At 49.6% G+C, this 23,687-nt stretch carries 23 protein-coding genes; 14 read left to right on the forward strand and 9 right to left on the reverse strand.

Features of this window, described 5'->3' with window-relative positions:
• Window positions 1–15: 15 nt before the first annotated feature.
• Window positions 16–1,182, forward strand: coding sequence for an ADP-forming succinate--CoA ligase subunit beta (gene sucC / locus BZG80_RS06990; protein ID WP_077460170.1), 1,167 nt, complete (start codon window positions 16–18; stop codon window positions 1,180–1,182).
• A 2-nt stretch (window positions 1,183–1,184) separates the two neighbouring features.
• The gene (gene sucD, locus BZG80_RS06995) at window positions 1,185–2,057 is read left to right on the forward strand and encodes a succinate--CoA ligase subunit alpha (RefSeq protein WP_021022452.1); all 873 of its coding nucleotides are present in this window, start codon (window positions 1,185–1,187) and stop codon (window positions 2,055–2,057) included.
• 221 nt (window positions 2,058–2,278) lie between these two features.
• On the opposite strand, the gene znuB is transcribed toward sucD, so the two are convergent.
• Together znuB and znuC are read right to left on the reverse strand one after the other, a co-directional pair.
• Complete coding sequence (gene znuB / locus BZG80_RS07000; protein ID WP_077679032.1) at window positions 2,279–3,070, reverse strand: zinc ABC transporter permease subunit ZnuB; 792 nt, start codon at window positions 3,068–3,070, stop codon at window positions 2,279–2,281.
• Entirely contained in the window at window positions 3,063–3,827 is a 765-nt protein-coding gene (gene znuC, locus BZG80_RS07005; RefSeq protein ID WP_077679033.1) for a zinc ABC transporter ATP-binding protein ZnuC, read from the reverse strand. Before znuC ends, znuB begins: the two co-directional genes overlap by 8 nt.
• Window positions 3,828–3,908: 81 nt before the next feature.
• Here znuC and znuA point away from each other — a divergent pair, with 81 nt between their 5' ends.
• The 3 genes from znuA (at window position 3,909) to BZG80_RS07020 (ending at window position 8,505) form a co-directional block, all read left to right on the forward strand.
• Complete coding sequence (gene znuA / locus BZG80_RS07010) at window positions 3,909–4,802, forward strand: zinc ABC transporter substrate-binding protein ZnuA (protein WP_077679034.1); 894 nt, start codon at window positions 3,909–3,911, stop codon at window positions 4,800–4,802.
• Complete coding sequence (mepM, locus tag BZG80_RS07015; RefSeq protein ID WP_077679035.1) at window positions 4,786–6,123, forward strand: murein DD-endopeptidase MepM; 1,338 nt, start codon at window positions 4,786–4,788, stop codon at window positions 6,121–6,123. Before znuA ends, mepM begins: the two co-directional genes overlap by 17 nt.
• A 114-nt stretch (window positions 6,124–6,237) precedes the next feature.
• Complete coding sequence (locus tag BZG80_RS07020) at window positions 6,238–8,505, forward strand: hypothetical protein (RefSeq protein ID WP_077679036.1); 2,268 nt, start codon at window positions 6,238–6,240, stop codon at window positions 8,503–8,505.
• 5 nt (window positions 8,506–8,510) lie between these two features.
• On the opposite strand, the gene BZG80_RS07025 is transcribed toward BZG80_RS07020, so the two are convergent.
• The 3 genes from BZG80_RS07025 to purU all read right to left on the reverse strand — a co-directional run bounded on the left by BZG80_RS07025 (window position 8,511) and on the right by purU (window position 12,075).
• On the reverse strand, window positions 8,511–8,939 hold the full coding sequence (locus BZG80_RS07025; protein WP_077679037.1) for an HIT domain-containing protein: 429 nt from the start codon (window positions 8,937–8,939) through the stop codon (window positions 8,511–8,513).
• A gap of 122 nt (window positions 8,940–9,061) precedes the next feature.
• Window positions 9,062–10,792: an arginine--tRNA ligase gene (gene argS / locus BZG80_RS07030; protein ID WP_077460177.1), complete on the reverse strand. Its 1,731-nt coding sequence runs from the start codon at window positions 10,790–10,792 to the stop codon at window positions 9,062–9,064.
• Window positions 10,793–11,241: 449 nt separating this feature from the next.
• The gene (gene purU, locus BZG80_RS07035) at window positions 11,242–12,075 is read right to left on the reverse strand and encodes a formyltetrahydrofolate deformylase (protein WP_021022444.1); all 834 of its coding nucleotides are present in this window, start codon (window positions 12,073–12,075) and stop codon (window positions 11,242–11,244) included.
• Between the two features lie 158 nt (window positions 12,076–12,233).
• Here purU and BZG80_RS07040 point away from each other — a divergent pair, with 158 nt between their 5' ends.
• From BZG80_RS07040 to rnd, 7 genes are all read left to right on the forward strand, one after another.
• Window positions 12,234–14,198, forward strand: coding sequence for an ATP-dependent DNA helicase (locus BZG80_RS07040; protein WP_077460178.1), 1,965 nt, complete (start codon window positions 12,234–12,236; stop codon window positions 14,196–14,198).
• Entirely contained in the window at window positions 14,199–14,894 is a 696-nt protein-coding gene (tsaB, locus tag BZG80_RS07045) for a tRNA (adenosine(37)-N6)-threonylcarbamoyltransferase complex dimerization subunit type 1 TsaB (protein ID WP_077575861.1), read from the forward strand.
• Between the two features lie 34 nt (window positions 14,895–14,928).
• Window positions 14,929–15,228 (forward strand): hypothetical protein, encoded by a 300-nt coding sequence (locus tag BZG80_RS07050; RefSeq protein WP_021022441.1) that lies wholly within the window; start codon window positions 14,929–14,931, stop codon window positions 15,226–15,228.
• A gap of 24 nt (window positions 15,229–15,252) precedes the next feature.
• Window positions 15,253–15,795: a Slp family lipoprotein gene (locus BZG80_RS07055; RefSeq protein ID WP_077679038.1), complete on the forward strand. Its 543-nt coding sequence runs from the start codon at window positions 15,253–15,255 to the stop codon at window positions 15,793–15,795.
• Window positions 15,796–15,811: 16 nt separating this feature from the next.
• On the forward strand, window positions 15,812–16,771 hold the full coding sequence (locus BZG80_RS07060) for an alpha/beta fold hydrolase (protein ID WP_241833876.1): 960 nt from the start codon (window positions 15,812–15,814) through the stop codon (window positions 16,769–16,771).
• A gap of 121 nt (window positions 16,772–16,892) precedes the next feature.
• Window positions 16,893–18,584, forward strand: a complete 1,692-nt coding sequence (fadD, locus tag BZG80_RS07065) for a long-chain-fatty-acid--CoA ligase FadD (RefSeq protein WP_077661359.1) — start codon at window positions 16,893–16,895, stop codon at window positions 18,582–18,584.
• 85 nt (window positions 18,585–18,669) lie between these two features.
• Window positions 18,670–19,803, forward strand: a complete 1,134-nt coding sequence (gene rnd, locus BZG80_RS07070; RefSeq protein WP_077679042.1) for a ribonuclease D — start codon at window positions 18,670–18,672, stop codon at window positions 19,801–19,803.
• A 56-nt stretch (window positions 19,804–19,859) separates the two neighbouring features.
• On the opposite strand, the gene minE is transcribed toward rnd, so the two are convergent.
• From minE to minC, 3 genes are read right to left on the reverse strand one after another with little or no spacing between them, the layout of a single operon-like run.
• Window positions 19,860–20,129, reverse strand: coding sequence for a cell division topological specificity factor MinE (minE, locus tag BZG80_RS07075; protein ID WP_021022437.1), 270 nt, complete (start codon window positions 20,127–20,129; stop codon window positions 19,860–19,862).
• 1 nt (window position 20,130) lies between these two features.
• A complete protein-coding gene (gene minD, locus BZG80_RS07080; RefSeq protein ID WP_077460182.1) occupies window positions 20,131–20,943 on the reverse strand; it encodes a septum site-determining protein MinD in 813 nt (270 codons plus the stop codon).
• Window positions 20,944–20,960: 17 nt separating this feature from the next.
• A complete protein-coding gene (gene minC / locus BZG80_RS07085) occupies window positions 20,961–21,623 on the reverse strand; it encodes a septum site-determining protein MinC (protein ID WP_077460183.1) in 663 nt (220 codons plus the stop codon).
• A gap of 268 nt (window positions 21,624–21,891) precedes the next feature.
• Here minC and BZG80_RS07090 point away from each other — a divergent pair, with 268 nt between their 5' ends.
• Window positions 21,892–22,167, forward strand: a complete 276-nt coding sequence (locus tag BZG80_RS07090; protein WP_021022434.1) for a YcgL domain-containing protein — start codon at window positions 21,892–21,894, stop codon at window positions 22,165–22,167.
• A 10-nt stretch (window positions 22,168–22,177) separates the two neighbouring features.
• Entirely contained in the window at window positions 22,178–23,149 is a 972-nt protein-coding gene (locus BZG80_RS07095; RefSeq protein ID WP_077661360.1) for a lytic murein transglycosylase, read from the forward strand.
• Between the two features lie 58 nt (window positions 23,150–23,207).
• Here BZG80_RS07095 and BZG80_RS07100 read toward each other — a convergent pair whose 3' ends face one another.
• Window positions 23,208–23,633 (reverse strand): H-NS family histone-like protein, encoded by a 426-nt coding sequence (locus BZG80_RS07100; RefSeq protein ID WP_021022432.1) that lies wholly within the window; start codon window positions 23,631–23,633, stop codon window positions 23,208–23,210.
• Window positions 23,634–23,687 lie beyond the last annotated feature (54 nt).

Consider the following 23,687-nt stretch of genomic DNA (forward strand, 5'->3'; position numbering starts at 1 on the left):
CACGGATAGAACATCATGAATCTGCACGAATATCAGTCAAAGCAGCTGTTCGCTGAATATGGTCTACCAGTTTCAGAGGGCTATGCCTGCGATACACCACAAGAAGCTGCTGAAGCAGCCGATAAAATTGGCGGCAACAAATGGGTTGTGAAATGTCAAGTTCACGCCGGTGGCCGCGGAAAAGCGGGCGGGGTGAAACTCGCGAACTCAAAAGAAGAAATCCGCGAATTTGCACAGAAATGGCTGGGTAAAAACCTAGTGACATTTCAAACGGACGAGAATGGCCAACCAGTCAGCAAAATTTTGGTTGAGTCTTGCACCGATATCGCTAAAGAGCTTTACCTGGGCGCCGTGGTCGACCGTGGCTCGCGTCGCGTTGTTTTCATGGCATCCACCGAAGGCGGTGTTGAAATAGAAAAAGTCGCCGAAGAAACGCCAGAGCTGATTCACAAAGCATCGATTGATCCTTTGGTTGGCCCACAACCTTACCAGGGTCGCCAACTGGCATTTAAACTTGGCTTAGAAGGTGAGCAAATCAAGCAGTTCACTAAGATCTTTGTCGGGATTGGTCAACTGTTCTTGGATAAAGATGTTGCCTTGGTTGAGGTAAACCCGCTGGTGATTACTGAACAAGGCGATTTGCATTGCTTGGATGCAAAGCTAGCGATTGACAGTAATGCGGTATATCGTCAGCCGAAGGTGCGTGCGATGCACGACCCGAGTCAAGACGATGAGCGCGAAGCGCATGCGGCACAGTGGGAGCTGAACTATGTTGCGCTAGACGGCAACATTGGTTGTATGGTGAATGGTGCTGGCTTGGCAATGGGGACCATGGACATTGTTAACTTGCACGGTGGCAGCCCTGCCAACTTCCTCGATGTGGGAGGCGGTGCGACAAAAGAGCGTGTGACAGAAGCCTTTAAAATCATTCTGTCTGATAGCAACGTAAAGGCGGTATTGGTGAACATCTTTGGCGGCATTGTGCGCTGTGATCTGATTGCAGATGGCATTATTGGTGCGGTTGAAGAAGTCGGCGTTAAAGTGCCTGTTGTGGTTCGCCTTGAGGGGAATAACGCAGACTTAGGCGCCAAAAAACTGGCCGATAGTGGTTTGAACATCATTGCGGCAACATCGCTAACCGAAGCCGCACAGAAAGTCGTTGCTGCCGCGGAGGGTAAATAACAATGTCAGTGCTGATCAATAAAGAAACCAAAGTTATCTGCCAAGGATTTACGGGCGGTCAAGGAACCTTCCATTCCGAGCAGGCGATTGAATATGGAACCCAAATGGTCGGTGGCGTATCACCGGGCAAAGGCGGCACGACTCACCTCGGCCTTCCGGTCTTTAATACCGTGGCAGACGCGGTTGAAGCGACCGGCGCCACTGCCTCGGTCATTTATGTGCCAGCGCCTTTTTGTAAAGATGCCATTTTAGAAGCGATTGACGCCGGGATTGAGCTGATCGTCTGTATTACCGAAGGTATTCCAACGCTGGATATGCTGGAAGTGAAAGTGAAACTGGATCAAGCAGGGGTGCGAATGATCGGCCCTAACTGCCCCGGTGTGATTACCCCCGATGAGTCTAAGATTGGCATTATGCCAGGACATATCCATCAGTCGGGTAAGGTAGGCATTGTTTCACGCTCAGGCACCTTGACTTATGAAGCGGTAAAACAAACAACCGATGAAGGCTTTGGCCAATCAACGTGCGTTGGAATTGGTGGTGATCCGATTCCAGGCTCCAACTTTATCGACATCCTCGCGATGTTCGAAAAGGATCCTGCCACCGAAGCAATTGTAATGATTGGTGAAATCGGTGGTACCGCCGAAGAAGAAGCCGCCGCGTACATTAAAGCGAATGTTACCAAGCCGGTTGTGGCTTATATTGCTGGTGTGACTGCGCCTCCAGGCAAACGTATGGGCCATGCGGGTGCAATCATTTCTGGTGGTAAAGGTACCGCAGACGATAAATTTGCGGCCTTGGAAGCGGCAGGCGTGACAACAGTGAAAAGCTTGGCCGATATTGGCAAAGCACTACGTGAAAAAACCAACTGGTAATGTAATTTTCCAGTCACGCAAAGCCCAAAGCCGCTCATGTGAGCGGCTTTTGTCGTTACAGGGAAGACGTTAAGGCGTTAGCAAAGGCCTGCGCGTTTTAACAGCATAAACGTGTTTAACGTTTAGACTCGTTCAGACTATGATCGTCTTCAAGCTATGATCGTATTCAGGCTATGATCGCATTCAGAGTATGATCGCATTCAGGCCATGGTCGCAGATACTCAGGTAACGGCGCGAGAGGGGACCAGCTGCGTGAGCATAAATACACTGGCTGCAGCAACCACTACTGACGGCCCTGCGGGCGTATCATAAAACCAGGATCCAGCCATACCCAGCATCACGGCGAACATGCCAATCAGGCTAGCAAAAGCAGCCATTTGCTCTGGCGTAGACGCCAGTCGGCGGGCTGTTGCAGCGGGAATGATCAGCATGGATGTAATAATCAGCGCGCCAACAAACTTCATCGCCAATGCGATCACTAAACCAATCAATAGCATCAATAAAAGCCGCAGTCTTTCGACCGCTATCCCTTCGACTTTAGCCAGCTCTTCACTGACGGTCATCGATAGAAGTTGTTCCCAATAATATCCCAGTACAGCAAGCGTAAAGCAGGCGCCGACCGCGAGCCAGGTAAGGTCAGAAAACGAAACCGCCAGCAGATCGCCAAACAAATAGGCCATCAAATCAACCCGCATGTTGTCTAAAAAGCTGACCGCCACTAAGCCCAAAGACAGAGCGCTGTGTGCCAATATCCCGAGTAAGGTATCGGTAGAAACCAGATGTTGGCGTTGCAGACCAACCAACAAGATCGCGAGAAGCAAACACGTCACTACCAGCGCGAGATTTAAGTCAATTTGGAGCAAAAACCCAAGCGCGAGCCCAAGTAATGAAGCGTGTGCTAAGGTATCGCCGAAATAGGCCATCCGACGCCAGACCACAAAAGAGCCTAATGGCCCAGCAATGGCAGCGATAAGTAGGCCACCCATAATAGGGGCAAGAAGGAACTCAATCATGGTGGTGCTCTTGGTGATCACAGCTTACAGGCTGGCCTGCAAGATCATGTTGGTGATGATGGTGGTGATGATATAACGCCAGTTGTTCACTGGTTTGACGACCAAACATCGCGACATACGATGGATGCTGAGATATGGCGTCGGGTGCGCCAGAGCAGCACACATGGTGTTGAAGGCAAATGACGTCATCGGTCTTGGCCATGACTAAATGCAAATCGTGTGACACCATTAATACCGCGCATTCTAGTGTATCGCGCAGGTGCGCGATGAGGCTATACATTTCTAATTGGCCGCTGACATCGACCCCTTGCACCGGTTCATCTAACACCAGCACATCCGGCTGTTTTAAGATCGCACGCGCCAAAAGAACACGTTGTGTTTCACCGCCCGAAAGCGTGTGCATATTGGCGTATTGCAATGATTCTGCGTTGACGGTTTTCAACGCGTGATCAATTTGGGAATTGGTATAGCGTGTTCCTAGGCGAATAAATCGGTCAACCGTCAAAGGCAGTGKCTGGTTAAGCTGAAGTTTTTGTGGCACATAGCCTATCTTCACCCCTTTAGCGACGTGAACTATACCCGCTGCGGGCTTCACTAAACCAATTAATGCTTTGACTAAGGTTGATTTCCCCGCGCCATTTGGACCAATGAGCGTGGTAATCTGTCCTCGTTTTAATTGCATAGAGACCTTGTCCAGCACATTTCGGCCGTTATAGGTCACCGTCACCGCGTCAAGCGAGACTAGCGAATTTGTCATAGTGAAAAAAAGCATTGTGAATTGGAATTGTTATAATATAACATTTCTGCCCGTCGAGAAAACAAAAGAATGAGAGGAATGATGACAGCTCGTATTATTGGTGGACTTTTTGCGCTATTGCTGGTGATGCCGGCTCACGCGATCACGGTGATGACAACCATTAAACCGCTTCAGCTTATTACGGCAGGACTCATTGCCGATGATGATCGTTTAGACGTGCTGCTACCTCCTGGCGCATCACCGCATGGCTACGCCCTGAAACCTTCGGATATTCGCGCGTTGAATCAAGCCGATATTACCCTATGGGTCGGGCCCGAACTCGAACTGTTTCTCGATAAGTTATTAACCGATAAGCCCTCGGTGCTGACGCTATCTCAGATTGAGGGGATGCCACTGCGTGATTTTGACGGCGCCCATGATCATCATGGCCATGATCACGGTGAACATAACATCGACCCTCATCTGTGGTTGGGTCCAGACACCACACGGGTAGCCGCGCAAGCGATTACCGCGGCTTTAATTGAGGCGGCGCCGGATAAAGCGGCGATCTATCGGGCTAACCTTAACCGTTTTAATACCCAGCTAACCCAAACCGTCGCGGATATTGAAGATGAGTTATCCACGCATATGCAGTCAGGCTACTTTGTCTTTCATGATGCCTATGGCTACTTTGAAACGGCCTTTGGCCTCGAGAAAACCGGCCATTTTACCGTGGATCCAAGCCAAAAACCGGGCGCTAAGACGTTAGTAACCATTCGCCGAGGATTGCTTAATCATGATGCGACCTGTATCTTCACTGAGCCGCAGTTTAATCCTGCACTGATTGATGCTGTGACCCGACATAATGACGTCAATGTCCTCGAACTCGATCCATTGGCGACGTCAATTCAGGTAACGCCTGATGCCTATCAGGTGTTTTTAAAAGATATGGGAAATCGTTTCGCACGTTGTTTAAAGCATGAAACTACTCACTAACTGGTTAGCTGCTACGGCTCGGCTACCACGCCAGCACAAGCTAGCACTCGCATCATTATCTCTTTTAGTTGGCGCTGCCTTGATGTGGCAGCCCCATCCTTTTTCCTCTTCACGTGATCGCCAACCGATACCTATCCCGAACGATACGCAAAATATCACCTCCGTCGAGCACAGTGAGCCTATCGAACAGGGTCTGGATGCCGATGATCCTGCACTTCGCGTACCGGAAGATGCATTAGAAAAAGACATCACCTCGGAAGCACCGCGCACCCACCAACACACGGTGGCTGCCGGCGATACGTTGGGAGGTATTTTTTCCCAATACGGACTTCCGATCAGCCAGCTTTATCAAATGCTTGATGAAAATGAACGCGTGGGTGACATCCGTCGTGGTCAAAACATGGAATGGCAGGTCGATGAACAAGGACGGTTATTAACGTTCACCCTATACCAATCGCTCAAATACCGGGATCAGTATCGTTTTGAGCAGGGGAAGGTAGCGTATGCGCGTTTAGAAACCAAAGGGGATCGTGAAAAAGTCACCGTGATTGGTCGTGTCAACAGCAGTTTTTACCAACAAGCTCGCCAAGCGGGGCTAACCCCTAATCAAATTCAAAACCTGGTTTCGGCATTACAATGGCGGTTTGACTTTGGACGCCAATCGCATCGAGGCGATCAGTTTGCGATTCAGGTGGATAAAGAGTTTATTGACAATAAACCGGTCTCATCTGGAGATATATCCGCCATGCTCTATCGAGCGGGAGATCGTGATATCTTCATTTATCGACATACGGATGGCCGTTTTTATGATGAGCAAGGGCAAAGCTTAGATCGTGCCCTGCGCCGCATCCCTACGGCGAAACGCTACCGGATTAGCTCATCGTTTGATCCTCACCGCAAGCATCCCATTACGGGGCGTATTTCTCCGCATAACGGGACCGACTTTGCTACCCCCGTTGGGACGTCGGTGCTAGCGGCAGGTGATGGCGTGGTGGTGAAAGCGCGCAAACACCCGTTAGCAGGAAACTATGTTGTCATCAAACATGGTCGTGAATACTCAACCCGTTATCTCCATTTACACCGGATTTTGGTGAAACCTGGCGACCACGTATCAATGGGACAACGGATTGCGCTCAGTGGCAACACGGGACGCTCGACCGGCCCACACCTGCATTTTGAGTTATTAAAGTACGGCCACCCTGTGAATCCCATGAAAGTGCCGTTGCCCGAAGCTCATCCCGTGCCGAGTCAGGAGAGAGGTGAGTTTCAGCGTCAAGCAAAACATGCGCAGCAAGCATTGGAGCAGCGTCTTAATGGGTAATAAATATTAAAAATGTGAGGACTCGCTCACATTTGGGGAGGCAGGGTTTTCTTTCGTAGTGACTAGCAGGACACTACAAGGCTTAACCCTGCAACCCTGTCTCGCATTTTATACATGAAACGCCAATGTCTTTGTTTTTTATGGTTGGCTCTTGTTCTCCTTTGTCTGCCTTTGCATGCGCACGAACCACTACAAACGTCATTTCAATCTTATCCGGGGCTCAGTGCGCTTGGTGATGTGCGTGATGTCGCGGTCCAACCCTCAGGCGGTATGTGGCTGCTTAATAATCAAGGCGATATTTATTTCTTCGATGGACAACAATCCCACCCTCTAGACGAAACGCTGACCTTACCTGACGAAAAAATAGTGACCATCGCCTATGCCCACCAAACGTTATGGCTTGCGGGCCAACGAGGTATTTATCGCTTTCGCACGGGTGACAATACGCTAATCCAATATAAGTTGTCAGACAGCGGCAAAGACACACGCGGCGAGAGTCAACCTCGATTAGCCGCGGTGAATAACACGCTGTGGTATATCCAAGATGGACAATTAAGCCGTTATCACGTTAAAGAGAATCAATTTCGTATTTGGCGAGCTGGTCAATGGCGTGCGGACCATACTTGGCTTACCGCTGAGCACCGATTAGTCGCGATCGGCAAAGGTTTGTATCAGCTTACCGATGACGGTATTCGCCAACTCACGCGCTTTACAAGCTCTGTGACTGCGATAACGGCAAAGGGAGATAGAGCTTGGGTCAGTACTGAACGAGGTGTCTACCTCTTAGCGTTATCAGACCGTGCGGTTCAAGCACAGCATCTACTTAATACCCAAGGGGGTTACCAGCGCCTAACGGTTGGCTCCGGTGGGCTTTGGGCGGCGCGTGCCGATGGCGTCTATTTTCTCTCTATTGGCGGGGAAGCAACGCCCGTGTGGCAGCCCGGCGCTCGGTTAATACCGGGAAAGTCAGTCACCTTTTTGTGGGGCGACTTTGAGGGCGGCGTCTGGTTTTCAACCGATAAGACAACCCGTTATCGCGCGCCTGGGCAACGCTGGATTTCGCATCAACATCAGGATGTGCCAACAGCGATGACACAAGGTTTTCTGGCCAGTAGTGATCCTCGGGGGCTGTATTCAGGCGGTTGGCGGAATTTAAGCGCTGACCTCACGCTCCCCGAGTCTCTCTCGTCACTCTCGGCTCAGCATTTATATGTCGACTCAAATGGCGTTATGTGGCTGGCGTTCAAGGATCGCCTCATTCGCTATTGGCCTGAATCTGAAAAGGTTATCGATTATGGCACCGACTGGCAATCTGATGCGGGCGATATATTAGGCTTTTATGATGATGGCAGAGGGAGTGTTTGGATTCGTCATCGCCAAGGGCTGACGCGTTATCGTCATGATCAGTTCCAGCCGATACCGCTCATGGATGCCTTACTACCCATCGTTGATCTCTATGCCGATGAGCAAGGGCGGGTATGGTTGGTGAATAACAAGGGGCTATATCAATACAACCCAAACTTATCTGATTCAACCTCGGTGGCGTACCTAGCATTGGAGAATGAAGCCTTTCGCTGTATCACTGGAAATCGAGATGGTATCTGGGCGTATAGTAATCAGGCTTTAATCCACATTGCACCACGAGGTTTTATCCGCACTTTCCGACTGCCTTCTGAGTCTGAGCAAGTGGCTTGTTTTGCGTCTCGCCCGCATCAGTTGACCATTCTGGACGCTGAAAATAAGTACGTGATTGAAACCGACCAACTCGCGTTTTCGCTGCGTAAACCGCCTCAGGTGGTGATCGGGGCTCTGTGGCAGCAACATAAGCGCTGGCGTGTTGGCCCACGCCAGCAGACCGCAATCACACTGCTCGAAAAAAGCCCGGTTAACGTGTCTTGGGGAAGCTGGCCGCCAGAGCGTCAGGTCTCTCGTATTCATTACCAATTGGTCCCTTACCGACAATCTGGCCAGTCTTTGGCTAAACCGCTGGCCGCTTGGCAGCAAACCGGAAGAGAAACCTTCTCGTTAGCGAATATGGTCGGAGGGCACTATCAGCTTCGGATTGCCATTCCGCGTGATGGCGCGTCGCATACTGTACTGGATATGAGGGTCTCTATGCCGATATTGCCTCACCTGGTGAGCGGTGTCATGCTGATACTCTTTGTCAGTATTGTATTAGCCGCAGTTAGGTTAGCGTTCAAACAACGGCACCAGGTTGGGCAGCATACTGATTTTCCCTTGGATCATGCCGGTGCATATCCGCTTTTTCAGTCCACGTTGAAACCCATGTGGACTGAATACCAAGCGCTCGCTGTGCCGAGTGAAACTAAAAAACGAGAGGGTGCAACGGAGGCCTTGGCGGAATCCTCGGATGCTGGGTGACGTGATCACGACAAAACCGTTAATCCTTGAGTAACAAGCGCCTCTCTAAACTGACTCACAAGTGCTGTTTGCTGTGACGGTGAGCGCGGCGTCGCCTGGAGGTGCCCCCAGATTGGATTGGGCCATACTGCATCGTCGCGAAATCGCGCAACATGATGGAGATGAAGCTGCGAGACCAGATTACCAATTGCTGCAATATTGAGCTTATCGGGAGCAAAAAGAGATTCTAGACAGCTTGCGACCAGGGCGGACTCTTGCCAGAGTGTTTGTTGATCGCTTGGGCTGAGATGATGGATTTCTTCGATGCCACTTACCCGAGGGATAAGCAAAAGCCATGGACCAAAATCTGCGCCTGCAAGGCGTAATTGGCATAATGCAAAATCGCCGACATACGCGCTGTCAGCGGCTAAACGAGGGTGAAGACAAAAAGACATAGCCACTCCGTATTGAAATGAATCTCGCCAGCTTATATCACAACCGACGAGTGGGTCACGGCAAATAAAAAGCCCACCGACAAGGTGGGCTTCACTATTAGGTTATCTCGTCCGCTTAGCCATTACATGCGTTCAAGCGTATTGATGCCCAATAGCGCCAAACCTTGCTTGATGGTTTTCGCAGTGAGTGCGGCCATGCGCAAGCGGCTTTGGCGAGTGTGTCCTTCTGAGAGCAGGATTGGGCAAGCTTCATAAAAGCTAGAGAACAAGCCTGCAAGCTCAAAGAGGTAACTACACATTAAGTGCGGCTGTCCTTCTCGGGCTACAGATTTCACGGCTTCTTCAAATTGCAGTAGCTTAGCAACCAATGCTTTTTCTTTTTCGTGCTCAATGATCATCTCACCGTCAAGCGCATCCCGATCGACGCCTGATTTTGCAAAGACTGAGGCAACGCGAGTATATGCGTATTGCATGTAAGGCGCGGTATTCCCCTCAAAGGCCAGCATATGATCCCAGTCGAAAATATAATCGGTAGTACGGTGCTTGGAGAGATCGGAGTATTTTACCGCTGCCATCGCAACCGTCGTCGCGATATTCGCTTGCTCGGCCGCATCCATATCAGGGTTCTTTTCAGCAATCAGTGCTTTGGCACGCGTTTCTGCTTCGTCCAATAGGTCAGCAAGACGCACTGTGCCGCCCGCACGTGTTTTAAACGGTTTGCCATCTTTACCCAGCATCATGCCGAATGCATGGTGCTCCAAGCTAACGGTTTCCGGAACATACTCGGCTTTACGAACAATGGTCCAGGCTTGCATTAGGTGTTGATGCTGGCGTGAATCAATGAAATACATCACGCGATCAGCGTTAAATTGTTCATAGCGATACTTGGCGCAAGCAATGTCGGTGGTGGTATAAAGAAAGCCGCCATCACGTTTTTGGATGATCACACCCATCGGCTCGCCATCTTTATTTTTATATTCGTCGAGAAAGACCACCTGAGCCCCATCGTCTTCGACCGCGATGCCTTTTGCTTTTAAGTCTTCAACAATACCCGGCAGCATATCGTTATAAAGGCTCTCGCCCATGACATCTTTTGGTGTCAGGGAAACGTTTAGACGGTCATAGTTCTGCTGGTTCTGCTCTAACGTGACTTTAACGAGCTTTTCCCACTTCTCTTTGCAATAGGCATCGCCACGCTGCAATCGCACCACGTAGTCACGTGCGGTGGCGGCAAAGGCTTCGTCTTCATCGTAGCGCGCTTTAGACTCACGATAGAAGTTTTCAATATCGCCCAGCTCCATAGAGATATCATCACCGCGTGACTCGTGCAGCTCGAGGTTAGCAATCAACATACCGAATTGCGTTCCCCAATCACCTAGGTGGTTGGCCCGTGTAACCTTGTGACCCAAAAACTCTAATGTACGCACCACCGCATCACCGATAATGGTGGAGCGTAAATGACCAACGTGCATTTCTTTAGCAACGTTAGGTGCCGAGTAATCGACGACAATATTTTGCTTATCTTGTTTCTCGATACCTAAGTGAGCGTCGGACAGGGCGATATCCGCCTGTTTAGCCAGCCACTGATCGTTTAAAAAGATATTGATAAAGCCTGGACCGGCAATCTCTGCGCGACTTGCCATCTCACCGAGATCAAGCGCGTCCAATACCTTTTGGGCAAATTCACGCGGGTTCGTCCCGATCTTTTTGGCTGCACCCATCACGCCATTGGCCTGATAATCACCAAATTGTGGTTTTGCAGATTGACGCACTGCTGCTGGTGTGCCCTCAGGCGCACCCGCCGCAACCATGGCGGCAGAAACTTTTTCGTTAAGAAGACTTTGAATATTCACTTGCTTACCTTTACTACTAGCCGGGCTGATTATGAATGACCCGTTATGTGGGTTTCCAGCTTATCAATACAAGAATCCGCCAACACTGCATTGCGCGAGAATGAAGCGTGCAAACACAGTGTTGGCGGGATGCTGTATTGTCGCGAACCATGACGTTCATCGACGCGGATGATCCCTAATGATACCCATAAAACAGCAGGCATTGGCAATAGTTATTCACCGCCTTCCTTGATATCTTTACGCGCCGGAATACAACGAGCCTTTTTTCCCTCTCGGAGGTTACCAATTATGATGCCATTAAAGGCAAAGTCGTAGTGCGAGATGACACCACTTTTTAGATAAAATCAACCAGTTGCTTACACAGGTTCTTATGATCTCAACAATGAGGTAGAGGCCAGCGCCGGTGCGCTGGCAATCGATGGCAGTTTGGTGAGAATAAGGAGGCTGAGCTATAAAATCACGGTTTTATTGCCGTGTACGAAGACGCGATCGTCGATAACGCGAGCGATCGCTTGGCTGAGCACGCTTTTTTCTACGTCCCGGCCAGCTTTTGCCATATCTTGTGCGCTAAAGCTATGATCAACATGAATCACATCTTGGCCAATAATAGGGCCCTCATCCAAATCGTTGGTCACGAAATGGGCGGTCGCACCAATGATTTTGACCCCGCGCTCGAAGGCTTGATGATAGGGGCGTGCACCAATAAAGGCAGGCAAAAAGCTATGGTGAATATTAATAATGCGATGCGGATATTGGGCGACAAAATCTGGCGTTAGCACCCGCATATATTTGGCGAGAATAATATAATCAGGCTGGTGGCCTTGAATGGCCTTAATCATCGCTTGCTCGTGCTCGTCGCGACTTAATCCTTCATGGCTAACAAAGTGAAACGGGATATCAAACCGCTCGGTTAAAGGCTGTAACTTATCGTAATTCCCTACCACAGCGGCAATCTCTATATCGAGCGATCCGTCATACGCTTTCATCAAAATATCGCCGAGACAATGCGACTCTTTGGTGACCATGATCACCACACGTTTGCGACGCGAACTGACTAATTGACGCTGACTGCCGGGTGGTAATGCGTGGTCAAGATCCAATAGCAAGGTATGATCGTTGAAAATTCCCTCCAGCTCGGTGCGCATATAAAACTGACCGGTGGCGTGATCAACGTATTCGCGGTTATGAATAATATTGAGTTGGTGTTTGTAGCAAATATTGGTAATGGTAGCGATTAAGCCTTGAGCGTCAGGGCAATCCGTGAGTAGTGTTTTTCGTTCCATGCTGATACTGTGCTGCTTATTATTAAACCCTCGGTTTTACCCTGTCTGGCGGGCTAGGTCAAAGTGATTTTCGCAGTGATCTTGGCTTTCGACCCTGAATGGTTTGATCCATTTTGGGGGTTTGGCATAATGCTCTCTTTCCCCTGTGTATTTATCCAATGATCCGTAAGGTTTTCTCAGAGACGGGCGCGCTGGCTAAAGCCATTAACGGCTTCGTGCCTCGCCAACCGCAAACAGATATGGCGATCGCTGTCGATACGGCCATTCGTGAACAAGGCCAGTTAGTGGTTGAAGCGGGCACAGGAACCGGGAAAACCTATGCCTATCTGGCCCCGGTGTTGTTAAGCGGCAAAAAAGCGATTATCAGTACCGGGTCGAAAAACCTGCAAGAGCAGCTCTACCATCGCGATTTACCCTTGATGAAGTCTGCGCTGGGCTATACCGGTACCACGGCGCTACTCAAAGGCCGGGTCAATTATCTTTGTCCTGAACGTTTAGAGCGGCAAATCAGCGAGTGTCACCGCCCAGATAGTGAACCGGGACAACTGAGTCAGTTGGTCAAAATTCGTGAGTGGTCATCGTATACTGAATCGGGCGATTTGAGTGAATGTGAGGCGCTTGCCGAAGACAGTCCGCTCATTCCTGTTGTGACCTCCACCAATGATAACTGTCTGGGGAAAGACTGCCCGAGCTATGAAGATTGTTATGTAGTGAAAGCGCGGCGCCGCGCGATGGATGCCGATGTGGTGGTGGTGAATCATCATTTATTTTTGGCAGATGTCGCCATCAAAGAAACCGGCTTTGGTGAACTGATCCCAGATGCCGATGTGATGGTGTTTGATGAAGCGCATCAATTGCCCGATATCGCCAGCCAGTATTTTGGCCAGTCTTTGTCAAGCCGACAGCTTCAAGATGCCGCGAAAGATATTCATATCGCCTACCGGACCGAACTTCGTGATACCCGCCAACTGGAAAAAGTGGCCGATCGCCTCTCGCAAGCAGCGATGGATATGCGGTTAGTAATGGGGGAGCCAGGGTTTCGAGGCAATTGGCGCGAGCTTCAAGCGTCGCCCGTGGTTGAAAAAGAACTGGTGCGACTGTCCGATGCCCTCGATTTAGTTCATGACGTTGTCAAGTTGTCGCTTGGGCGAAGCCAGTTATTGGATGCTGCATTTGACCGTATTACGCTGTTTAAAGCCCGATTAACGCGCCTTCGCGATACGTCGATAACCGGATATTCCTACTGGTATGAATGTACACGCCATCATTTTAGCTTGAATATTACGCCATTATCCGTAGCGGACCGTTTTCGTGAGCAAATGGCCGAACAAGGCGGTGCATGGATATTCACCTCGGCCACCTTGGCCGTAGAGGGGGATTTTGGCCACTTTAATCACCGATTAGGGATCGATGCCAAACAACAAATGACGCTGGAAAGCCCGTTTAATTATCCAGAACAAGCTCGATTGTGTGTGCCACGTCATGTCCCTGAGACCAATAGTTATCGCCGTGCGAATAAATTGGCCGCCATGCTCGGGCCGGTGATTGAACGTAACCAAGGCCGTTGCTTTTTTCTCTGCACGTCGCACCAAATGGTCCGTGAGCTCTCGGCGTTATTTCGCGAGCAGTTGTCATTACCGGTGTTGATGCAAGGCGAAATGCCTAAACAGCGCCTACTGGCAGAATACTTGTCTTTAGGTAACGCGCTACTGGTGGCGACAGGGGCATTTTGGGAAGGCATTGATGTACGAGGCCAGGCCTTGAGTTGCGTTATCATTGATAAGTTGCCGTTTGCGTCGCCGGATGATCCTTTATTAAAAGCACGCATTGAAGACTGCAAATTGCAAGGTGGCGATCCCTTCGCTCAGGTACAAATTCCCGAAGCAGTGATCACGCTTAAACAAGGCGTGGGGCGATTGATTCGTGATCAACAAGACTATGGCGCATTGATTATCTGTGATAACCGCTTAGTCACCCGTGCCTATGGCGCGACCTTTTTACGCAGTTTACCTGCTATCCCACGGACACGGGAGCTTAACCATATTGACGATTTTTTGTCGCCCTCAGAGGCGGACAATAAAACCGTTCACTCGCATTTATCACATCAACCTATAGAGGGTTAAATGACGCTAAAAATACTTGCCGTCGATACGGCGACGGAGAATTGTTCAGTGGCACTTAGTTGTGGCGATCATGTTATTTCACGCAGTGAAATCGCCCCACGCGAACACACGAATAAGATCCTGCCGATGGTTGATGAAGTCCTGGCAGAAGCCGGCGTCGCACTCAGCCAGGTGGATGCGTTGGCGTTCGGCCGCGGGCCGGGCAGTTTTACCGGTGTACGCATTGGTATTGGTATTGCCCAAGGACTCGCTTTTGGCGCGGATTTGCCCATGATTGGCGTGTCGACGCTAGAGGCGATGGCGGCACAAAGCTACCGACTGAGCGGCGCAACCCATGTTCTCGCTGCGATTGACGCGCGGATGGGCGAGTTATATGTCGGTCAGTACCAACGCACACAAACAGGCCGTTGGCAGTGTTTAGGTGAGGAAGTGGTCGTCGCACCCGATGCGCTTTCACCTCACTCGAACCAAGGTGTTTGGACATTGGCAGGAACCGGCTGGCCTGCCTATCCTGATCTAGAGGCCCAGTTGGGATTGCAAAGCGTCAGGTCAGACGTGTTGTACCCGCAAGCGCAAGATATGATCGCGATTGCACAACACGCGTACCAGTCAGGAGAAGCGGTGGCCGCCGAGCTAGCCAGCCCCACCTATTTGCGAGATAAAGTCACGTGGAAGAAATTACCCGGGCGAGAGTAGGCCGGTAGTCGGTCGGTGAGCATAGGAAGCGAATATGGTATCGATTAACGGTGTACCGTCCCCACAGACGACCCGATCGAATCAATCCCAGCGTGCGGCAAACAAACAGAAAGCCACACGCAAGCAAACGCCGAAGACGACGCAAGTTGCCAACGCGGTTCGCCAGCGCGTTGACCCAGTGTCGGTTGCGCAAGCTGAGCAAGCGCAGCAACAGGTGCAGTATGATTTACCTGATGGTCGAGGTCGGCAGGCAATGGAATCTTACTTCGCCGTGTTAAACCAAACACGGCGAGAGGAACTGTTGAGCTTGGTTGGGGTCGATATATACGTTTAATGGCGCACAAAAGGAGCGTGTTGTATGAAACCTTATTGGCTAGTCGTTCTTGGTGCCTTGGTTTTAACCGGCTGCTCAACGTTGCCGGAGACACTCAAAGGACGCATGGATCAGCCCGTGACTGAATATCCAGTTGTGGCGAAAATGACTGAGGCGCAACGAGGCGAAGAAGTGCGCTTAGGCGGGGTGATTGTCGGTGTCAACAACCGGGAGTCTGACTCGGTTGTAGAAATCGTAGCTTTACCAATCTCAGATGCGGGACGTCCCGATATTAAGGCCTCATCCCTCGGGCGTTTTAAAGCCGTTTTTGATGGGTTTGTGGAGCCTGCTGATTATGCCAAAGGGCGGCCGATTACCATTCTCGGCGACTTTGACTCACGCCAGCAAGGTATGGTCGATGCGTACGCCTATGATTACCCAGTGCTTAAGGTGAAAGGACATCAATTATGGAATATTGAGCAACAAGTGATTGATGATGACAGGCCGTATTGTTACGGGTCGTATTGTTCTCGACTTCGTATCGGTGTCGGTACCGGGCATGTGCAAAGCGTGATTACCCTTCCTTAACTCATAACGGGTCGCCATGCTATCCACACCGTTAAGTGCAAAGCTTGATGCTTTATTGGCCCAGCCCCCTGAGCAAGTGGGCCTTTGCTCGGGGTTGGTCACCACATCTATCCCGCTTGCAGACATTCAGGTAGCGGCGGCTGTGCGTACGCCCAGCCATGGCGCACCGACATTAGTGTTCATGCACGGTTGGCAAGATAATCTCGCGAGTTTTCATTCGCTGCTTCCTTTATTGCCGCAAGATTTTGGGCTCATTCTGTTTGATTGGCCAGGGCATGGTTTATCGGAACACAAACCCGGTGATTATTATTATCCGTTTTTTGACTATCTTGATGATCTGCACCAAGTGCTGAACCACTCATCGCTCTCGCTGCTCGGTCACACAGGGCCGGTGGTGCTGGTGGGTCATTCACTGGGTGGGGTGGTCGCTAGCTGTTATGCGGCCAGTTTCCCCGATAGTATTGATGCCATGGTGACCATTGAAGCGCTCGGCCCGATCGCGGAACCTGAGCAGACGGTCACTGAACGTTTTGCGAACAGCTTGAATCAACGGGCCATTTTACGAGCAAAGGCCCCCCGTTACTTTGATTCGGCGCTTAAGGCGCTACGGTTACGCGCCTCGATAAATAAAGTGTCGCTTGAGGCACTTCTGCCTTTGGTGGCTCGAGGACTTTCGGTGGGTACACAAGGCGTACGCTGGCGTCATGACCCCAAATTAGGCGCAGAAGCGCTTTATCGGATGTCGCCAGCTCACAGTGAGTCGATTATTCGAGCGATCAATTGCCCAGTACTGGCGATTCGGGCGACAGATGGGTATCCTGCATTTCGCTCAACAGATGCGGCCATCCGGGCAACGTGGTTTCAACAACTCACCCTCGCTGAGCTTCCCGGAACCCATCATTGCCACCTTCAACAACCGCAACAAACTGTGTCGTTGATAACGGATTTTGTGACCAAAATTCAAACGCGCACTTAAAATGCTCGTGTAAAAATAATGTTAACGTTATGGTAGGCAGGTTAAACACTTGTTTGAATTATACCTTGCGTCGATCGAAGTGGGCAAAATAGCCGACCAGCAGAAATATAGGAGAAAGCCAGTGGAAAAGGTATGGCTTAATCGTTACCCGTCGGATGTGCCGGCGGAAATAGATCCAGATGCTCATCGCTCCCTTGTTGAAATGTTTGAACATTCTGTTCAACAGTACGCCGACCAGACTGCCTTTATTAATATGGGGCAGGTGATGACGTTTCGTAAATTGGAAGAGCGTAGCCGCGCGTTTGCGGCCTATTTGCAAAATGAGCTGAAGCTGAAAAAAGGCGATCGCGTTGCGATCATGATGCCAAACCTGCTGCAATATCCGATTGCTTTATTCGGCATTTTACGTGCCGGTTGTGTTGCTGTTAACGTCAATCCGTTATATACCCCTCGTGAGTTAGAGCACCAGCTGACGGACGCGGGAGCAAAGGCCATTGTGATTGTCAGTAACTTTGCCCATACATTAGAAAAAGTGGTCGACAATACCCCAGTCAAGCATGTGATTTTGACCAGCTTAGGCGAGCAACTCCCGCGCGCCAAAGGAACCTTGGTGAACTTTGTGGTCAAATACGTGAAGAAAATGGTACCCAAGTATCATTTACCTCATGCCACATCGATGCGCCAAACGCTGAGTCGTGGTCGCCGAATGCAATACGTTAAGCCTTTCTTGAAAGGCGATGATGTCGCTTTCCTCCAGTACACGGGTGGCACCACTGGATTGGCGAAAGGCGCTATCTTAACCCACCGCAATATGTTGGCGAATGTCTATCAAGCAAAAGGTACCTACCAGCCGGTGCTTAATGCGGGTGAAGAAGTGGTGGTAACTGCATTACCGCTTTATCACGTCTTTGCGTTGACCGTAAACTGCCTGTTGTTTATCGAGATGGGGGGGCAGAACTTACTGATTTCTAACCCGCGTGATATTCCAGGCTTTGTGAAAGAGCTACAAAAATATCCATTTACCGCGATCACCGGCGTAAATACGTTATTCAATGCCTTACTCAACAACGAAGATTTCCATGAGCTCGATTTCTCGAACCTACGCTTGACCGTGGGAGGAGGCATGGCGGTACAGCGTGCAGTGGCTGAAAATTGGAAAAAACTGACGGGTAAGCACTTACTCGAAGGATATGGGTTAACCGAATGCTCACCTTTGGTTGCCGCGTATCCGTACGATCTGCGAGACTACAATGGCTCAATTGGTTTGCCCGTGCCCTCGACTGAGGTCCGTATTGTCGATGATGAAGGTAACGATGTCGCCGATAATCAACCCGGTGAGCTTCTAGTACGTGGCCCACAGGTGATGCAAGGCTACTGGAATCGGCCTGAAGCCACACGGGAGAGCATTGATGAACATGGCTGGTTAGCGACCGGTGATGTGGTGCAGTTTGATGATGATGGTTTCTTGCACATTGTTGACCGCAAAAAAGACATGATTTTGGTATCAGGCTTCAATGTTTACCCAAATGAAGTGGAAGACGTGGTCGCCCTGCACGAAAAAGTGCTCGAGGTTGCAGCGATTGGCCAGCCTGATGAGAACTCAGGCGAATTGGTGAAGATCTGTGTGGTGAAAAAAGATCCTTCGCTCACGCGAGATGATCTCGTTGCCCACTGTCGTAAGCATCTTACGGGCTATAAGGTACCGCGTGTGGTGGAATTTAGGGATGAATTACCTAAAACCAATGTTGGCAAGATTTTGCGTCGTGAGTTAAGGGACGAGCCTGAAGCGCCTGCGCAAAAAGCGTCGGCTTGATGCGAACCGACCCAGAAAAGGGTAAACTAGCGATAACGAATCACGAAATGCCGGCATCGCCGGCATTTTCTTTATGGGCTTTTTTGTGAACTATCAACTGATCACCTCTTCTCAACAACTCGTGGCTATATGCACGCGTCTTCGTCAGCAAGCAACCGTGATGGTCGATACTGAGTTTGTCCGCACTCGCACTTTCTATGCTCAGCTGGGCTTAGTTCAGCTTTATGACGGGGAGTGCCTCGCGCTGGTCGATCCTATCGCGATTGACGATTTATCGCCTTTGTGGGCACTAATGGCCGACGTCAGCGTGACCAAGGTGCTACATGCGAGCAGTGAAGACTTAGAGGTGTTTCTACACCATGCGGGTGCGCTACCGACACCAATGATTGATACCCAAATCATGGCAGCATTTTTAGGCCATGGTGTATCGGAAGGGTTTGCAAGTTTAGTTGAGCGTTATGTCGGTGTGGCGCTGGACAAGGGTGAGTCACGCACTGACTGGTGTGCACGACCACTGACCGACAAGCAAAAGCACTACGCCGCAGCAGATGTTTACTATTTGATGCCACTTTATCAGGCGTTGTCTGACGCCTTAGCGCAGACACCGTGGCAAGATGCTATCGTCGAGGAGTGCGCACTGCTTTGCCTGAAAAAACAGCAGCCAAAGGCGGATGATGCCGTCTATCGAGAGATTAAATATGCTTGGCAGTTGAATCCACAACAATTGGCAGTATTGCAAGCGTTGGCAAAATGGCGAGCCAAAGAGGCACGACGTCGTGACATGGCGCTTAATTTTATCGTCAAAGAACAGCACCTTTGGAAAATGGCGCGATACGATATACGTACAGTAGAACAAATGCAGGAACATGGGTTTGATCGCTTTGAAATTCGCTATCATGCACAAACACTGATAAAAATCGCAAAACAGGCTGACAAGATGACTGCGGATAAATGCCCGCCAGCGCTGACACGATTGGTCGATGAACCAGGCTATAAAGCGGTGATCAAAGCAATTAAAGAAAAAGTGCAAGAAGCGGCTGATAACGCTGGATTAGCGCCAGAGTTTATTGGCTCCAAAAAGCAGCTGAATCAGCTGATTACTTGGGTATGGCGAGACGATTGCCAAGAAGAGAAACGCCCCGAATTAGCAAAAGGATGGCGTTACACGTTAATTGGCTATGCTCTGTTAGCGGTTATTCCCAAAAAGCCAACCGCCTAAACCTAAAAAGCGGTGCTTGTGCACCGCTTTCGTGTTTTTGAGAAAAAGGGGCCGTATTAGTGGTCCTTTCCCTCCTCGGGGAGCGTCACATTTAGCTCTAAAACAGACAGATCATCATCCCCTTGCTCGAGGCTAACCGATACCTGGTCTGGCGCAATATCGACATATTTCCGGATGACATCTAAGATATCTTGCTTAAGCTGAGGCAGATAGGTTGGAGCAGGGCTATCGGCACTACGACGCTCGGCAACAATAATCTGTAAACGCTCTTTCGCGATGTTGGCGGACTTTTTCTTAGTGGGCCGGAAGAATTCTAGCAATGCCACATTAGCCTCCAAATAAGCGTTTTAAGAAACCTTTACGCTCTTCCTCAATAAAGCGGAAGGGGCGCTCTTCACCCAGCAAACGAGCGATGGCATCTTCGTAGGCCTGGCCTGCGTCAGACTCTTGGTCAAGCACAACAGGCTCACCTTTGTTCGAGGCGTGTAATACCGACTGGCTTTCCGGGATCACGCCCAGCAGAGGAATGCGTAGAATATCTTCAACGTCTTCGACACTTAGCATTTCGCCATTGGTCACACGTGCAGGGTTATAACGAGTGACTAATAAATGGTGTTTAACCGGCTCCTCACCGTTTTCTGCGCGGCGTGATTTAGAGTCAAGAATACCAAGAATACGGTCAGAATCGCGCACAGATGACACTTCAGGATTGGTAGTGACAATTGCTTCATCAGCAAAATACAGCGCCATTAATGCGCCAGCCTCGATGCCCGCAGGAGAGTCGCAAATAATGTATTCAAAACCAAGCTCGTCCATGTCTTTTAAAACACGTTCAACCCCTTCTTTGGTCAGCGCATCTTTATCGCGTGTCTGAGAAGCGGGTAGAATAAACAAGTTTTCTACTCGTTTATCTTTAATCAATGCTTGATGGAGATTCGCCTCACCATTAATGACATTAACAAAGTCGTAGACAACACGGCGTTCACACCCCATCACCAAGTCCAGGTTACGTAAACCGATATCAAAATCGATAACCGCTGTTTTTTTGCCTGTTAATGCTAATCCGGTCGCTAATGCTGCACTTGAGGTGGTTTTTCCCACGCCACCTTTGCCGGAAGTAATTACAATAATTCGTGCCATTCCTCGTCCTTATTCTGTTATAGCGTGAGGGGGTCAATCTGTAAGCTTTCTTGATTAAGCGACACCATGGCTGGCCGCTCAACATGTTCTGGTGGAATCTTATCATTCAGCCAATAGCTACCTGCCACTGACAATAATTCTGACTGAAGGTTCTGACAATAAATGCGTGCTTGTTTTTGTCCGCATGCGCCGGCAATTGCTCGGCCTCGTAGCACGCCATAAATATGAATGCTGCCATCGGCAATCACTTCTGCCCCGGCGCTAACATGATTCAAGATGACCAAATCTGCGTTTTTAGCATAAATTTGCTGGCCGGAACGAACAGGCGCGGTGACCACTTTTGCTGGCGTTTGTATCGGATCTGCGATCCGTGACTGCTTACTTGATTTAAGCACGGCCAGTCCCGAATCTAGCGCAAGTTGGCGTGTATGGTTGTGCGTGACCCCAGTCAGTCCGATAAGAATCATTCCCGTTGCCTGTAAACAGCGCTTTAACGCACTGATGTCAGGACATTGAGAAAGGCGTTGAACATCAGCCACAACGGGGGCACCTTCAAAAAAACCAGGTGCTTGAGTGACCTTCTCGGCCAGCACATCAGCCGCCGCGGCGAAGTTATCGTCAACAAGATGGAGGACGGATAGGGTGAAAGTAGAGCCTTTCAACTCCGGTTGTTTAAGCATGTGATTCGATCCCGGTTCTGTCGTTAAAACACGAGTCAGACGCGCATTATCAGACGTTGAATAGCATGGTATATTCACAGCACGGATGCGGCAAGCAAGGTTTGCTTTTCGAGTCAGATTTCTCGTTTTAATGATGTTTTTTAGCTTTATAGTGAGAAACCACCGCAAATACGTGTTTTGATACACTTTGCGGTAAAGTTTAACAAACCTTTGCCCGAGGATGACAATTTATCGCCTGTTTTATGGCATGCTCGTGAGGACTTTTGAGATGTATTGCGCAATTTATCGAAGCAAAAAGAAAGAAGGCACCTATCTTTATCTTGCAGAGAAAGATAAATTTGATGATGTGCCAGAGGCGCTGATGAACAGCTTTGGGCAACCAGAGTTCGCAATGATGATTGACTTAGACAAGCGTGAAAAGCTTGCGGTGGTCAATATCACCAAGGTAAAGCAAAGCCTGCAAGAGGAGGGGTTTTTTGTACAGCTGCCCCCACCTCCGGACGTAGCGCTGCAGGCTATTCGTAATAGAAACGAAAAACTGTAAAAGGAAGACTATGCGCAAAGGTATGATTTCAGCCTGTATGGCGGCTGCATTAATCGTTAGCCCAGTGATGGCCAAGCCAGGATTTGAACAATATGTGGCCTCATTAAAAGATGAAGCTCGTGAGGCAGGGATTAGCGATGCATTGCTCGAGCGAGCGTTTGACGGGATTGAATATCATGAACGTGCGGTGAGCTCAGATCGAAATCAACCCGAGCGGCGCCTTACTTTAGACGAGTATATTCCTCGAGCGGTACCAGACTGGAAAGTGGCGCAAGCGAAAAAGCTCTACAATCAGCATTATGACGCATTAAAAAAAGTGGGTGAACAATACCAGGTGCAACCACGTTTTATTGTTGCCCTGTGGGGCGTTGAAAGTAACTTTGGTAAGCTCCAAGGCAGTTATAATGTGATTGAGGCATTGTCGACATTGGCATTTGATGGCCGTCGAGAAGCTTTTTTCCGTAAAGAAACCATGGCAGCACTGACAATATTACAGCAAGGTCATATTGCCCCCGAAGACATGAAAGGATCATGGGCGGGAGCAATGGGGCAATCTCAGTTTATGCCCAGTTCGTTTATTAATTATGCTGTGGATGGCAACCAAGATGGTAAAAAGGATATTTGGCAAACGGAGGCCGATGTTTTTGCATCGGCAGCGAATTATCTGAAACAAGCTGGCTGGGATGATACCTACACATGGGGTCGGCAAGTTGAAGTTCCAGAACAGCTTGATCGGTCTCTACTCGGTACCGGAGCAGACAAGGGCTTATTGTTAAGTGACTGGCAGACGAAAGGCGTAAGACGCATGAACGGCCAAGCGTTACCCAAGGTCGACATCAAAGCATGGCTCATTCAGCCTGATGATGAAAAGGGGAGAGCGTATTTGGTCTACAATAATTATCAAAGCTTATTGAAGTGGAACCGCTCGCATTACTTTGCTCTGGCGGTTAGTCATTTAGCCGATAGAATTAAATTTGATTGATACCCTATAACAAAAAAAGAGGCCTTGGCCTCTTTTTTCTTTTTCCTTGGTAAAAAGTTTATGCTTCTTGACCAGGGATGAGGAAATCGTCGAGTGTTGCAGAACCACTTTCCGTCGCTTCGCGAATAACCTTAGGCATACGGCCTTGACCTGTCCATGTTTTATGTGAACCGTCATTATCAGTATATTGGTATTTAGCTGGACGTGCTGCGCGCTTTCCTGGTGTTTTCGCTTTAGTGCTGCCACCTAATAGCTTCATGAGCTCTTCTGGCTCAATGCCATCGGCCACTAACATTTCGCGGTATTTCTCTAGCTTTTCTAAACGCTCTTGTTCTTTTGCTTCTTCTTCGCGATCAATTTCTTTACGTTCTTCAACCACGGTATGTAGTTTCTCTAACGCTTCGTTTAGTTGCTCGGTTGACATCTCTTTGGCAAGAGCGCGTAAGCTACGCAGGTTGAGTAACGCTTTCATTGCATCAGACATTATTGGTTCCTGTTTAATTTATTTGTTAATAGAAGGATGATAGCAGTATAAATG

The organism is Salinivibrio sp. MA440 (genome assembly GCF_001996265.1).
Taxonomy (GTDB): domain Bacteria; phylum Pseudomonadota; class Gammaproteobacteria; order Enterobacterales; family Vibrionaceae; genus Salinivibrio; species Salinivibrio costicola.